The organism is Zhouia amylolytica AD3, assembly GCF_000511935.2.
GTDB classification, from domain to species: Bacteria; Bacteroidota; Bacteroidia; order Flavobacteriales; family Flavobacteriaceae; genus Zhouia; species Zhouia amylolytica.
The window spans coordinates 555,876-569,690 of record NZ_AYXY01000019.1; the positions used below are offsets into that span (position 1 = coordinate 555,876).

Sequence of the window (13,815 nt, forward strand, 5' to 3'; positions counted from 1 at the left end):
CGACATGAAAAGTCAAATTTTAACATTAGGTTTTACGTTATTGATATCTATTTGTTGTCAAGGCCAAATTCATGAAATTGATAGCCTTAAAAATGTGCTACAGCAAACCCAATCAGATACTGCCAGAATCTTAATCTTAAAAAATATCTCATGGGCCTATTTGAATACCAGGTCTAATACTGATACTGCCGAAAAATATATAGATTCCGTGTACCTCCTCAGTAATGCTACCAACTTTCAGAAAGGAATTGATATCTCAAACTATCAATACGGAGTATTACATCGACAAAAAGGAACCTTTGATTCTGCGCTTGTTTTTTTTGATAAATATCTTAAATCGATAGCTCCAAAAAATGATTCAATTGCTATTGCCAATGCGCTTTATCAGAAGGCTATTGTATATGACTATATTGGGGACGTTGATAAAAGTCTTGAACTCTATCACACCATTTTAAGTATTTATCAGAATCAGAATGATCGCTATAGTATAGCCACAGTTTTAAACAGTTTAGGCCAGATCTATAAATTAAATAAAAAATATGACGAGGCTATGAAAAGCTATCAGGATGCTTTAAAGATTTACCAGGATCTTGAAATGACTTCCGATGTAGCTAATTGTTATTATAACATTGGTGATGCCTATTCACTGCAAAACGAATATGCAAAAGCACTGAACTATTTTAATCTTGCTTTAGAAATTGACCATAGTGAAAAAAACATGTGGGGAATTGCCTATGATTATGAGGCTATGGGAAAAGTTTACAGCAATCAAGGATTTCATGATGAAGCTCTTGAAGCCCACCTAAAAGCACTAAAAATCAGGTCAGAGCTGAACCAAAAAAAAGAATTGGCATTCAGTCATATTTTGGTGGCTATTGATTACGAGCGCACGAACCAAAGTTCTCTGGCTCTTGATCATCTTGAGAAGGCAGTTACGATAGCTGATGAAATTGGGGCTAAGGCTGAAAGTCAGCAAGCCTATGAAGAGCTATCGAAGATTTATAAAAAGAAGGGAGATTTTCAGCAAGCGCTTATCTATAAAGAAAGGGCTATTGTTTTAAAAGACAGCCTTTTCAACGAAACTAAATCCAGACAAATTCAAGAATTACAAACAAAGTTTGAAACTCAAAAAAAACAAGATGCCATTACTACCCTCCAAAAAGATGCAGAAATAAAAAACCTCAGATTAAAAAGACAGACAACACTAAGAAATATCACTATAGGAACTACCATTGGAGTCCTCTTATTTTTCCTGGTCCTTTTTAATCGTTACAAACATAAACAGCGGGCCAAACAAGAAGCCGAAGAAAAGAAAAGAATGTTGGCTGATGAGCGTAGAAAAACTGCCATTGAGAAACAGCGTGTCACCGAATTACAAAAAATAGATAAATTAAAAGATGAATTCCTTGCCAACACCTCCCATGAATTAAGAACTCCACTTAACGGAATCATTGGAATCACTGAATCTCTAAAAGATGGAGTTGCCGGTCCTTTATCGCCTGAAGCCATAGAGAACCTGTGTCTCATTGAAAACAGCGGGAAACGTTTAGCGCATCTGGTTAATGATATTCTTGATTTTTCAAAACTAAAAAACAAGGATCTCACCCTCTCCATAAATGCTGTTGACCTTTACCCTATTTCTAACCTGGTTCTCAAACTAATGACACCTTTATTGAATGGAAAATCGGTAGAAATAATCAATAAAATCAACAAGGAAGTTCCTTTAATCAACGCCGATGAGAATCGATTGCAACAAATTTTGTATAACCTTATCGGAAACGCCATAAAGTTTACGGAATCAGGGACGATCACGATAAGTACAGAGGAACGTGATAAATTTCTCGTCATCCATGTAGAAGATACGGGTATAGGCATACCCGACGACAAAATCAATACCATTTTCAATTCCTTCGAACAAGTAGATAGTTCCTCCGAGCGAAAATATGGAGGAACCGGATTAGGGCTTGCGGTTACCAAGCAACTGGTAGCATTACACGGAGGTGATATTTGGGTAAAATCGTCCTTAAATAAGGGGTCCCGTTTTTCTTTTACGATACCTATCTCTCCGGAAACTAAATCCCTTACCCATTCGACGGATCACATACAAGCAGACACCATCCAGTCGCAACTTTACGCTGATATCAAGGAAGAACCAGTACTCCATAGTGACCCTAAAGACACTAATTCGTCTAACGAACCTATAAAAATTCTTATTGTTGATGATGAAGTGATTAACCGTAAGGTTTTACATAATCATTTAAGTTTTGCAGGCTACGAAATATCGGAGGTATCGAATGGAACACAAGCCTTATCTGTTCTCGAAAAAGAAAAAGACTTTGATCTTATATTACTGGATATCATGATGCCCGGAATCTCCGGATATGAAGTATGTCAGAGAATCAGAGAAGAACATCTTCCGAATGATCTTCCCATTATCTTATTAACTGCCAAGAACAGAATCAGCGATCTTGTAAACGGATTTCAGGTGGGTGCGAATGACTACCTTACGAAGCCATTTTCGAAAAATGAATTATTGAGCAGAATTAAGACACACTTAAATCTGAAAGGAATTCACCGTGCTACATCGAAGTTCGTGCCAACAGAATTTCTAAAATCGGTCGGAAGAGAAATTATCACCGAAGTTAAATTGGGAGATCATATTCAAAAAAACATTACAGTCTTATTTTCAGATATAAGAGACTATACTACGCTTGCTGAAACCATGTCACCGAAGCAAAACTTTAAATTCGTGAATGCATATGTTGGCCGCATGGGGCCCATCGTTAAAAAGTATGAGGGTTTTGTCAATCAATATATGGGTGATGGTATTATGGCTTTATTTCCTGACAATGCCTCTTTAGCTCTTTCTGCTTCTATAGAGATGCAACGATGCATTATTGAATATAATAAAAGACGTGTACAAGAAGGCTTTAAACCTATTAGTGCCGGTGTTGGACTTCATACCGGACCTTTAATTATGGGTGTTATAGGCGACTCTCATCGTAATGACACTGCGATTATCGCGGATACGGTTAATACGGCTTCCCGAATGGAAGGTGTTACTAAATTTTACGGTGCCAAAATAATTCTGAGTGAAAATAGTTTACAAACCATTGAAAATCAAGATCAATTTAATTTAAGATACCTTGGTAAGGTGCGGGTAAAGGGTAAAATTAAAGCTATTGGAATCTATGAATGTTTTGATGGTGACGCAGAAGAACAAGTTGCGCTAAAACTAGCTACTCTCACCACATTTAATAATGGTATGCAACATTATTTCAACCAGGAATTTCCTAAAGCAACTTCTTTATTTGATGCCGTGCTTTCAGAAAATCCAAATGATCAAGTCGCTAAGTACTTTTTGACAATTTCTGCTGAATACACTATAAATGGAGTACCTGATAACTGGGAAGATGTTAATATCCTTACTGAAAAATAATATGAGGATACGACTTTATAAATGATGTATCGAGTCATATCCCCTTGGACTCATGTTATAAAACATAACTATGATTATTTAATATTGATGTACGTCGTAAATAATTCACATAACGTTGATCCTGCTGTCTTTGAAGTTCATCCACTAAGTTACCTGCGTCTTTATGCCTCAACAAATTGTCAAACCTACCTTCCATTTTAAGGTAATTTTCAATGGTTTTATCGGTGATCTTTGAATCTAGGATCATCGGGCTCTCTCCCAATTCTTTATTTCTGGGGTCGAATCTATACAACAGCCATTGGCCACTGGCGACTTTAGCCTTATGGTACTGGGATGGATGTTTCATATCTACTTCCTGGGAAACACTATGACAATAAGCTATAATTACTGATGGTCCATCATAGCTTTCTGCTTCTAAAAAAGCCTGTAAGGTTTGTTCCTTATCTGCACCTATCGATACGGAGGCTATATATACATCTTCATAAGCAGTTAGCATAAGTCCTAAATCCTTTTTCTTTCTGTATTTACCTTTACTGGCAAATTTTGCAGAGGCTCCGAAAGGAGTTGCTTTTGACATTTGTCCACCTGTATTATCATAGACCTCATTATCTAAAATTAAGATATTTACATTTTCACCTGAAGCCACTACATGATCGAGGCCACCATACCCAATATCATAGGCCCATCCATCACCTCCAACGATCCAGATAGCTGGCTTTAATAAATAGTCGGCTACCTTAAAAAGGTCTTTTGCCTGTTTACTTTCAATGGCCTTTAATGCTTCTTTTAGGTTACTAATTCGTGTGCGTTGATCCTGAACATTTTTATCTGATTGTTTTTGATCAGAAAGAAGGTCTTCTACAAGACCAGGATTTAACTGACTTTTCAGTTTTCTTAAAAGGTGTTCTGCCTTTTTCCTATTAAAATCATAGGTCAGTCTAAAACCTAAACCAAATTCTGCATTATCTTCAAATAAAGAGTTAGCCCAGGCCGGTCCTCTTCCATCATTATTTTTATACCATGGGGTTTGTGGTAAAGCTCCTCCAATAATAGAACTTGCTCCGGTAGCGTTTGCTACCAGCATACGATCTCCAAATAACTGTGTTAGCAACTTCAGGTAAGGAGCTTCACCACATCCCTCAACACCATATGGATACCTGAATAAGGGTTCCTGTAATTGTTGTTGCCCTAAGGACTCAACATCGATTTTAGACCTGTCAAATTCCGGGAGTTCATCGAACAGTTCCCATCGCACTCTTTCTAATTCAATGGTTTCTTTATCTGATTTAGGAATTAAGGCTTTTACCGGACAACTATCTATACAGTTATTACATCCATTACACTGATCCGGATTCACTTGAATAGTTAATTGAAAATCTTCTTCCTTCCATTCATGTACTGAAGGCTCTGCACTATTTAATTGCATGACCTCCATGGGGAGCTTTTCCGCTTGAAAAACTTTCATTCTCAATGCAGCCTGCGGACAACTCATAGTACAGGCTCCACATTGAATACAATCTGATGCCTCCCAAACAGGTATGAATTCAGAAATTCTGGGTTGTCCATATACTTTATCATTGATTTGATAGCTCCCATTTGCGGGAAAGTCGCCTACGCTAAGTTGATTTCCTTTATTCAATACAAGTGCCTTAGTGAGGGATAAATGCTGATGGTTTATTCCTGTAAAAGGGACGTCTTCTTCTGAAGGAGCTAAAGATATGTGGCTTAAGGTATCGGCCAAGCCCTCCTCCCAACCAGAGGTGTCGGTTGTTTTAAAAATTTCAAGAACCAGATGGTGTAAAGGAGTTAAGAAACCTTGCTGCAAATCATTTTCCGAAAACGAATAGATGGCAATATTGTTATCTATTATTAATTGTTTTTGCGAACTCGTTAGCCTTTGAAGTAATTCTTGTTCATCGAGTTTCGTATTAATAATTAAACTGGAGGCTTTGTGAAGTAATTCTATAAACCGCTCATTGCTAAAATGCTTTAAGGAGTCACATAAAATAACATCCGGATGATCTATGAGATAAGGAGCTTCGAGTTTGTTATCTGAAACCCGAAGGTGGCACACACTTTCGGTCTCACTTTTTTTATAACTACATTCAGTATAGGCCTGTATATTTTTACCACGATTATTCAATTCCTGAAAAAGCTGACTCAGGCTTTTACGATCTGTTGTTGATTTATCTTCATAAATAATGAATTCTTTAGCAAATTTTTGAAGTTGAAAACCGGTATCTGTTTTCAGGCTTAAATTCGTTACATCGTCATTTATTCCAACGGTAAAATTATTTATCAGGCTATTGGTTTCTAACGCCTTATAAATCGCATGTACCATAGCCGGATTAAATTCTTTTGAAGACAATCCATATCTACCTCCATATACCTTGGGAGGTTTTGTAAACTTTACTGTTGCTTTTTGAATTGTTAAAGCCTGTAATACATCCAGATACAAAGGTTCGCCAGATGCTCCCGGTTCTTTTGTTCTATCCAGAACCGCGATAGATTTACAAGTTGATGGAATGGCATTAACTAAGTACTCCGCACTGAATGGTCTGTAAAGTCTGACATTGATCAATCCGAGCTTTTTACCTTTTCTATTTAATTCATGTACAACCGCTGCAATAGTACTGGTAGATGAAGCCATCGATATGATAACGTGGTTTGCATCAGGATCTCCAATAAATTCGAAAGGCTTATACGAACGTCCTGTTAATGTTTTAAATTGCTCCATCAAACCTGAAACTATTTTCGGACATTCGTTATAATAAGTATTGATTCGTTCCCTTCCCTGAAAAAATATATCCGGCCCCTGTGCGGACCCTCTCACGGTAGGGTTATTAAAACTTAAAGCCTTGTCTTTATGAGCCTCAATAGCATCTGAAGGCATCATTTGTTTTATAACTTTATCTTCAATTAGTGAAATCGTATTGGTTTCATGTGAAGTTCGAAATCCATCAAAAAAATGAACAAAAGGTACCTTGGATACCAACGTCGCTGCTTGCGCAATTAATGCCATATCCATTGATTCCTGAACAGATGAAGAGCTCAACATTGCATATCCTGTGCTTCGAACGGCCATAACATCACTATGATCTCCAAAAACAGATAAGGCGTGAGTCGCAATCGACCTGGTGGCTACATGAATAACATTCGGCAATAATTGTCCTGCTATTTTAAACATATTTGGCATCATTAATAATAAGCCCTGGGAGGCAGTAAATGTTGTAGCCAGGGCTCCTGTTTGTAATGCTCCATGCATAGTTCCTGCTGCTCCCGCTTCACTTTGGAGCTGATAGACCACTGGAGTATTTTCCCATACATTTGTATATCCGGCAGCACTCCATTCTTCAGCTAATTCTGCCATACCAGAGGCAGGAGTTATAGGATAAATAGAGCAAATCTCGTTCGTTTTAAAAGCTATGCAGGCAACGGCCTGATTTGCGGTAATACTATTCGTTTGTAGAAGTGCCATGAGTTGTTCGCGTTTTGATTAAAAAGAAAAAGTCCATAAAGTGATTTATGGACTTTTCTGAGGTTTAGCGTTCAAATACAATTTGAACCGGTGTTGGATTAACGATCATGTCAAATACTGGAGAATATTTGGCTAATTCTTCCAATTGCTCATCAGTTGCTTCAGATTTTACTTTAATCTTAAATGTAATACCGTTAAATCCTTTTCGAACCTCGGGTTTCAGACCCAGGAACCCTTGAAGATCCATATCACCTTCCATGCTGGATTCTGCGGCATCGATATCTATTCCTTGAGCAGCAGCATGATATACCATCGCCCCGGTTAAACAAGATCCTAAAGCATGTAGAATTACCTCTGGTGGTGTTGGTGCCTTATCCTTACCCAGTAATACCTGAGGATGATCACACTCTAAGGTAAAAGTTTTATCACGGGTAGTATCTTCTTCTCCAACCCCATAAAAACTTTTAATACTGGAAACACAATTTCCTCCTTCGATCCAATTGTTTTTTGATCTGAATTTAAACTTTGCTAATTCAGGATTTCCTTGAACTGCTTCGATAGTAGCCATTAATTGATCTACGTTCACTCCGTTTTTTACATTTTCTGTAGTAATCATTTTAGTATGTATTTAGTTAAACATTTTTGATGTCTAACTTTATACACACCCCGTGCCAAAACTTATAAAACACTGTCTATCAAGTATTTATGAGGTTTATGCGATTTTAAACACTAACGAGATTTCGTTATAAAATGATTTTTCGTTGTAGAAAACACGAAATATAGTGATAATTATAGCGGACGTTCAATTTTCAGGCTCTTAATTTTGGAAGCTAAAGTCGTTGGCGGGATATTCAATAGCGCTGCAGCTCCGTTACTACCATAAATTTTCCAACGCGTAATTTTAAGCGCCTTAACAATGTTTTCTTTTTCCAATTCCTGCATTTCCTGAGTGGTATATATTTTCTGGTTATCCAGGGGTTTAGAGGCTTCTTCTTCCTTATTTTTCATTGGAATAATATCTGACCAATCTATTTTGCCATTCTTAGAAATTATCACAGCTCTTTCTATGAGGTTCTGAAGTTCTCTTACATTTCCTGGCCAGTCATAATTTTTGAAATAGATCTTATCGGTCTCGGACAGGGTTACATGATTCTTATTCAACTCTTTGCTGAATCTCTCTATCATACTTTGTGCAATAAGGCAAACGTCGTCTCCTCTTTCTTTCAGGGATGGCACGTTAATTGGAAATACATTCAAACGATAATACAGATCTTCCCTGAACTGTCCTTTAGAAATTGACTTTTTAAGGTCTCTGTGTGTCGCAGCAATAATGCGCACTTCTACTTTTATGGTTTCTGAACTACCTACAGGTTCAAATTCACCTTCCTGAATGACTCTTAAAAGCTTTGGTTGCAATTCGATAGGGAGTTCTCCGATTTCATCGAGAAATATAGTCCCGCCATCGGCTAGCAGAAAGCGTCCTTTTCTACTGGTAACTGCCCCGGTGAATGCCCCTTTTTCGTGTCCAAAAAGTTCACTTTCGATTAAATTGCCAGGTATCGCTCCGCAATTGACCCGTATCATTGGCTTATTGGCTCTATTACTTGAATTGTGAATTGCCCAGGCCACCAATTCTTTCCCAGTTCCTGTTTCTCCATGAATGAGCACAGTCGCCTTCGTTTGGGCTACTTGTTCAATTTGTTTCAACACTTGCATCATGCTTTGGTCGTTGGCTATAATTCCAAACGACCTGGTAAGCTCTTTTACCTCTTCTTCCAAATAGGCGGTTTGGGTTTGAAGGGCTGTAATTTTGTTTTCTGCAATAAGACGTTCTTCGATATTCCTGAGGATCAAAAGGTAAAAGTGTTCTCCTTCATGATCATAACTGCTAAGTGTTCCCTCATGATTAGATTCCTTTCCTTCAGAGCCAATCACCTTTATAACATCATCAATAAAAGTTTGTTTTTGAATACCCTCTTTGAGGAATTGATGAGACACCAGATGCTCAATTTTTGAAGCAGATGGTTCATCTAAAAAAAATAAAACGTTTCTTTTAAGGGCATCCTTATTCTCAAGAATTTGATGCGCAGAAGGGTTTGCCAAAATAATTTTAAATGATTTATCGAACATAATAATGGCATCGGTGGCTCCCATTATCAAACCATTCAGCTTATCATTAAGTTCCTGAAGTTCTTTTCTGGATTGCATTAATTGCTCCTGGGTTTCATCGAGCTTCCTATGCCTTTTGATCATTACTGATAAGATACCCTTTGCAAATCCAATGTCTGTTGATAATAGTTCGTAAAAATATTTTCGGTCTATTTTTAATACCTGGGTTTCCTCGAGCGCGGCAATGGCGGCAGATCGTTTTTTACTGTCAATAAGGGCATATTCTCCAAAACACTCTCCTTTTTCCAGGATGCCATAGGTATGATCTCTTTCGTATACCTTCACTTTTCCGTCAAGAATAACATACATGGAATCGCCGATTTCATCTTTTTCAAAAATCACCTCACCTTTTCTAAAAACTTCTATGGTTAATTTTGCCGCAAAATTTTTAAGTGATTTTTGACTTACCTCCGAAAAGAATAAAACTTCGGCGAGGAAGTCGACGATTTCGACCTCTTTAGATGTATCCATATCAATCTAATAATTAGCATCTTGTAATATAAATATAATGAATAATCTAAAGAGGTCGGCAATTTTAAATATCCATAGGGACTTCCATCAGAAGTACTTCAGCATCGGTATTTGCTTTTAAAGTGAATATATCCGTTTCCCAGATACCAAATCCATCTCTTTTGTGAAGCTTTTGATCTCCAATGGTTATTTCTCCTTCCAAAACAAATATATAAACCCCATTGGTATCCTTTTTTAAGTGATATTCCTGCGTATTATCGGTGTCGAGCTTACCAAGGTAGAACCATGCATCTTGATGTAACCATAAGCCTTTATCAAAACCCGGGGAAATGACTTCCTGTAGGGTATTATGTCTGTCATCATCATTTAAGGTCATTTGATCATATCTTGGTTCAACCCCTCTTTTATCGGGAAAAACCCATATCTGAAGAAACTTGACCTCTTCATCTTTATTCTTATTGTATTCACTATGATATACGCCTGTACCGGCACTCATAACCTGAATATCTCCCTTATTAATCACGCCGATATTCCCCATACTATCCTTATGCTCCAAAGCTCCCTTGAGGGGGATAGATACTATTTCCATATTTTCATGAGGATGGGTACCAAACCCCATTCCACCGGCTACCGTATCGTCATTCAATACTCTTAAAGCTCCAAAATGGATTCTTTCCGGATTGTGGTAATTGGCAAAACTAAAAGTGTGATAGCTGTTTAACCAGCCATGATCTGCATGTCCTCTTGTTTCACTTTTATGCAATATCGTTTTCATTGTTTATCCTTTCCAATAATTAATTATTATTTATGTTTCAAGCCATTTGTTTTTTCCGGAGGTAACGGCACTAAAGCTCCATCATCATTTGGAATTACCGGAAATCGCTCTGATCTCCAATCTTCCTTTGCTTTTTCGATGGTTTCCTTTTCAGAGGCGACGAAGTTCCAATAAATATGTCTTTCTTCGGGAAATGGAACACCTCCAAAAATGTAAACAGTAGTGTTGTCTGCCATTTCAAATTCGCAAAGGGTACTGTCTTTAGCGACCAAAATTTGCTTTGGTTCAAATACATTTCCTTCACTGATTACGCTTCCTTCCAAAATGTACAGTGCGCTTTCTCCAAATAAATGGTTCCCTATATTTATAGTTGAATGCTTTTTCGTTTTAATTTCAACAAAATAGAGTTCACTGTGTACCGGAACTGGTGATTCTTTATCGAAGGCTTTCCCTGCTATAAGTTTATAGTGCACCCCTTCGGAAGTCCATGCCGGCAGGTCTTCTTTTTCTACATGAGTAAAAGTAGGATCCATAAATTCCAGTGCTTTTGGCAAGGCCACCCAAATTTGTAATCCATGCATACTTTTCTCCGATGTCCTGAGGTATTCCGGGGTTCGTTCGGAATGAACAATTCCTTTGCCCGCCGTCATCCAGTTCACAGCACCAGGTGTTATTTCTATTTCAGTACCCAGGCTATCCCGGTGCATCATACTTCCTTCAAACAAATACGTAAGGGTAGACAAGCCGATATGTGGATGTGGTCCTACATCTATATTCTGGTGTTCTTTTAAAGCAGCTGGCCCCATGTGGTCGATAAAAATAAAGGGGCCGACCATTCGCTTCTTCCTGAATGGTAACAACCTACCTACCAGAAAATTGCCTATATCCGCAGCACGTTCTTCAATAATTAATTGAATATTAGACATGATTGCATGTATTAATGTTTTTAAAAAATCAAACTATTAATCTTCAAGATACCCAAATTTCCCCAGATTGAAGTCTTCAAAAGCCTGTAATATTTCAGCTTTATAGTTCATTACAAAGGGGCCATGGGCTGCGATAGGTTCATTTAGGGGCTCTCCGCTTAAAATCAGTATTTTAGCATCTTCTGATGCTTTAATAGTGAAGGTTTCGCCTTCATTTTCAAACAACACAAAACGGTCGGTTTCGGCCTGTTCCGATCCATTTACCATAATGTTACCTTCCAAAACCAATAACCCGGTGTTATAATGTGCGGGAAAGGAAAATTGAGCTTCTCCATTTTTGTTTAATGATACATTGTACATCTGTACCGGTGAAAAAGTAGTAGCAGGGCCTTTCACATCCATGTATTCTCCGGCTATTACCGCTACCTCCCCTTGATCATCCGGAAGTTGAAATCTTCCCATTTGGTCACTTTTAATCCCCTGATATTTTGGATCAGACATTTTGAATGCTGCGGGAAGATTAACCCATAATTGTACCATTTGGAAATCACCACCCTCCTTACTAAAATGCTCTTCGTGATATTCTTTATGTAAAACACCTGAGGCCGCTGTCATCCACTGTACATCACCTTCACCTATAACTCCGCTGTTGCCCGCACTATCGTGGTGTGCTACTTTTCCTTTATAAGCAATTGTAACAGTTTCAAACCCTCTATGTGGATGAACCCCTACTCCTTTCGGTTGATCGCTTGGTGGAAAGTAAAACTTAGAATTATAATCGAACATAATAAACGGGTCCATTCGCTGCATATCTAAATGGTATCCACCGGGTATAAAATTATGCACCCTAAAACCATCGCCAACGAAATGCGGTGCTGGTGGTGCTACTACCAATTCTACTTTTTTTGTCTTCATTATAAATCTCCTTTTAATTACACTGTAAAATTAAACTAAGGTAAGGGCCTATGCATTGATGTATGGTAAGAAGTATAAAAACCACAGGCGCATTGAGGAGATATTTACAACCTTGAAGTCAACGAGTTTTATGGCTTGAAATTCTTTTTTGCCAACTCCTTCCGAACCCTGCTTAAACTTTCGGGGGTAATCCCTAAATATGATGCAATCATCCACTGTGGTACCCTCAGGGTTAAATCGTAATGCATTTGAACGAAATCGAGGTATCTGCTTTCAGCAGATGCTCCCAAAAGCATGTTGATTCTTTTCTGAAGATGTCTGATGTGGTTATGTAAGAGTTTATTATTGTGTCTCCTAAAAGATTCACTTTGTTTTGACAAAGCATTGATCAGCTCTTTATCGATTAAAATAACCGTTGTATCTTCAATAGCTTCAATGAAATAATCTGCCGGTTCATTAAAATAAGCACTGCTTCGATCGGACATCAGCCAACTTTCCGGGGCAAATTGAATGATATGCTCTTTTCCTTGTTCGTCGACCGTATAAGATCTGAGGAGTCCTTTTTCGACAAAAAATGTATGATGGCATATCTCGCCAGGCCGTAATAAGTATGATCCTTTTTTAAAATCTAAGGATTTTACCGTTCTCGACAGCGCTTCACATTTTGACGATTCAATTCCCGATTTATCTACCAGGTAGGCTTTAAAATTTTCGAACATTAATGAGGTCGTTATATACACAGTAACTTAAAACTTAAATATAGTCAGTTTAAATCACAATATGTAGTCGTATTTTGTAATTTTGAAGATAGTAATAATGATCGAAATGAATCTTGAGAATGCATTAAATAAACATCAGATCAAACCTACTTCCATGCGGATCTTAGTTTTAAAGCAGCTTATATCCTCAAAAAGTGCTATGAGCCTAAGTGATCTGGAAGCCTGTTTTGATCGCGTGGATAAAACCACATTATATCGTACTTTAAAGACATTTGAAGAAAAAAAGCTTATCCATAGTATTGAAGACGGTACCGGTTCTTTAAAGTACGCCATGTGCGAAGAAAATTGTAACTGTGAACCGCAAGATCAGCATATACATTTTCACTGCTCTGTTTGTGAAGAAACCTTTTGCTTTATGAAGTCCAAGATTCCCTCCACCAATATCCCGTCTGGTTTTAAGGTTACGAGTGCCACCATGGTTTATACAGGGGTATGTCCTAATTGTGAATCTTAACTTTTGCAAATTGGTTGCATAAATTAATTACTATATTTACCATGTGAAAACGATAGCATTCATACTCGCAATTTTTCTAATCAGCTTATCCATGGCTCCCTGCTCTGATGCAGAAGTTAAGGCGGATTGTGAAATGCAGGTTGCCTCTGACCACAGTGATCACGAACAACATGTAGACTTATGTTCTCCGTTTTGTGTATGTCAGTGTTGCCATTCTCACACTACTTTTCCTACGCAACTTTTTGAAACCAAAGGTTCCACTATCATATTGTCTTTTACGAGTATTTATATTGACTTAGTGATGGACTCACACCTAAACAGGTTACTTCGACCACCACAGGTTTAATTCAATATTTTAAATAACGTATTATTTTATAATCTTCTGAAATACACAGACAGATTACCAATA

10 protein-coding genes are annotated in these 13,815 nt (G+C 37.7%); 3 read left to right on the top strand and 7 right to left on the bottom strand.

Going from position 1 to position 13,815, the window contains the following annotated elements; genetic code table 11:
* The first annotated feature begins 4 nt into the window (after nt 1–4).
* Nucleotides 5–3,439: a tetratricopeptide repeat protein gene (locus P278_RS07095; RefSeq protein ID WP_051413452.1), complete on the top strand. Its 3,435-nt coding sequence runs from the start codon at nt 5–7 to the stop codon at nt 3,437–3,439.
* A gap of 55 nt (nt 3,440–3,494) precedes the next feature.
* On the opposite strand, the gene P278_RS07100 is transcribed toward P278_RS07095, so the two are convergent.
* From P278_RS07100 to P278_RS07130, 7 genes are all read right to left on the bottom strand, one after another.
* A complete protein-coding gene (locus tag P278_RS07100; RefSeq protein WP_051413453.1) occupies nt 3,495–6,917 on the bottom strand; it encodes a 4Fe-4S binding protein in 3,423 nt (1,140 codons plus the stop codon).
* A gap of 64 nt (nt 6,918–6,981) precedes the next feature.
* A complete protein-coding gene (locus tag P278_RS07105) occupies nt 6,982–7,533 on the bottom strand; it encodes an OsmC family protein (protein WP_038264314.1) in 552 nt (183 codons plus the stop codon).
* 173 nt (nt 7,534–7,706) lie between these two features.
* Complete coding sequence (locus P278_RS07110; protein ID WP_051413454.1) at nt 7,707–9,557, bottom strand: sigma 54-interacting transcriptional regulator; 1,851 nt, start codon at nt 9,555–9,557, stop codon at nt 7,707–7,709.
* 64 nt (nt 9,558–9,621) lie between these two features.
* Nucleotides 9,622–10,332: a pirin family protein gene (locus P278_RS07115; protein WP_038264317.1), complete on the bottom strand. Its 711-nt coding sequence runs from the start codon at nt 10,330–10,332 to the stop codon at nt 9,622–9,624.
* A gap of 26 nt (nt 10,333–10,358) precedes the next feature.
* Nucleotides 10,359–11,258 (bottom strand): pirin family protein, encoded by a 900-nt coding sequence (locus P278_RS07120; protein WP_038264319.1) that lies wholly within the window; start codon nt 11,256–11,258, stop codon nt 10,359–10,361.
* A 36-nt stretch (nt 11,259–11,294) separates the two neighbouring features.
* Nucleotides 11,295–12,173 carry a pirin family protein gene (locus P278_RS07125; RefSeq protein WP_038264321.1) on the bottom strand — a complete coding sequence of 293 codons (879 nt, stop codon included), beginning with the start codon at nt 12,171–12,173 and terminating at the stop codon, nt 11,295–11,297.
* A gap of 128 nt (nt 12,174–12,301) precedes the next feature.
* Complete coding sequence (locus P278_RS07130) at nt 12,302–12,892, bottom strand: Crp/Fnr family transcriptional regulator (RefSeq protein WP_038264323.1); 591 nt, start codon at nt 12,890–12,892, stop codon at nt 12,302–12,304.
* Between the two features lie 106 nt (nt 12,893–12,998).
* On the opposite strand from P278_RS07130, the gene P278_RS07135 reads away from it, so the two are divergent.
* Both P278_RS07135 and P278_RS16900 read left to right on the top strand, forming a co-directional pair.
* On the top strand, nt 12,999–13,406 hold the full coding sequence (locus tag P278_RS07135; protein ID WP_038265398.1) for a Fur family transcriptional regulator: 408 nt from the start codon (nt 12,999–13,001) through the stop codon (nt 13,404–13,406).
* A 43-nt stretch (nt 13,407–13,449) separates the two neighbouring features.
* On the top strand, nt 13,450–13,752 hold the full coding sequence (locus P278_RS16900; protein ID WP_394331292.1) for a DUF6660 family protein: 303 nt from the start codon (nt 13,450–13,452) through the stop codon (nt 13,750–13,752).
* The last annotated feature ends 63 nt before the right edge of the window (nt 13,753–13,815 follow it).

Bases quoted from the DNA above. Each gene is read 5' to 3' on its own strand.
- P278_RS07095 (WP_051413452.1), top strand. From the start codon at position 5: ATGAAAAGTCAAATTTTAACATTAGGTTTTACGTTATTGATATCTATT.
- P278_RS07100 (WP_051413453.1), bottom strand. From the start codon at position 6,917: ATGGCACTTCTACAAACGAATAGTATTACCGCAAATCAGGCCGTTGCC.
- P278_RS07105 (WP_038264314.1), bottom strand. From the start codon at position 7,533: ATGATTACTACAGAAAATGTAAAAAACGGAGTGAACGTAGATCAATTA.
- P278_RS07110 (WP_051413454.1), bottom strand. From the start codon at position 9,557: ATGGATACATCTAAAGAGGTCGAAATCGTCGACTTCCTCGCCGAAGTT.
- P278_RS07115 (WP_038264317.1), bottom strand. From the start codon at position 10,332: ATGAAAACGATATTGCATAAAAGTGAAACAAGAGGACATGCAGATCAT.
- P278_RS07120 (WP_038264319.1), bottom strand. From the start codon at position 11,258: ATGTCTAATATTCAATTAATTATTGAAGAACGTGCTGCGGATATAGGC.
- P278_RS07125 (WP_038264321.1), bottom strand. From the start codon at position 12,173: ATGAAGACAAAAAAAGTAGAATTGGTAGTAGCACCACCAGCACCGCAT.
- P278_RS07130 (WP_038264323.1), bottom strand. From the start codon at position 12,892: ATGTTCGAAAATTTTAAAGCCTACCTGGTAGATAAATCGGGAATTGAA.
- P278_RS07135 (WP_038265398.1), top strand. From the start codon at position 12,999: ATGAATCTTGAGAATGCATTAAATAAACATCAGATCAAACCTACTTCC.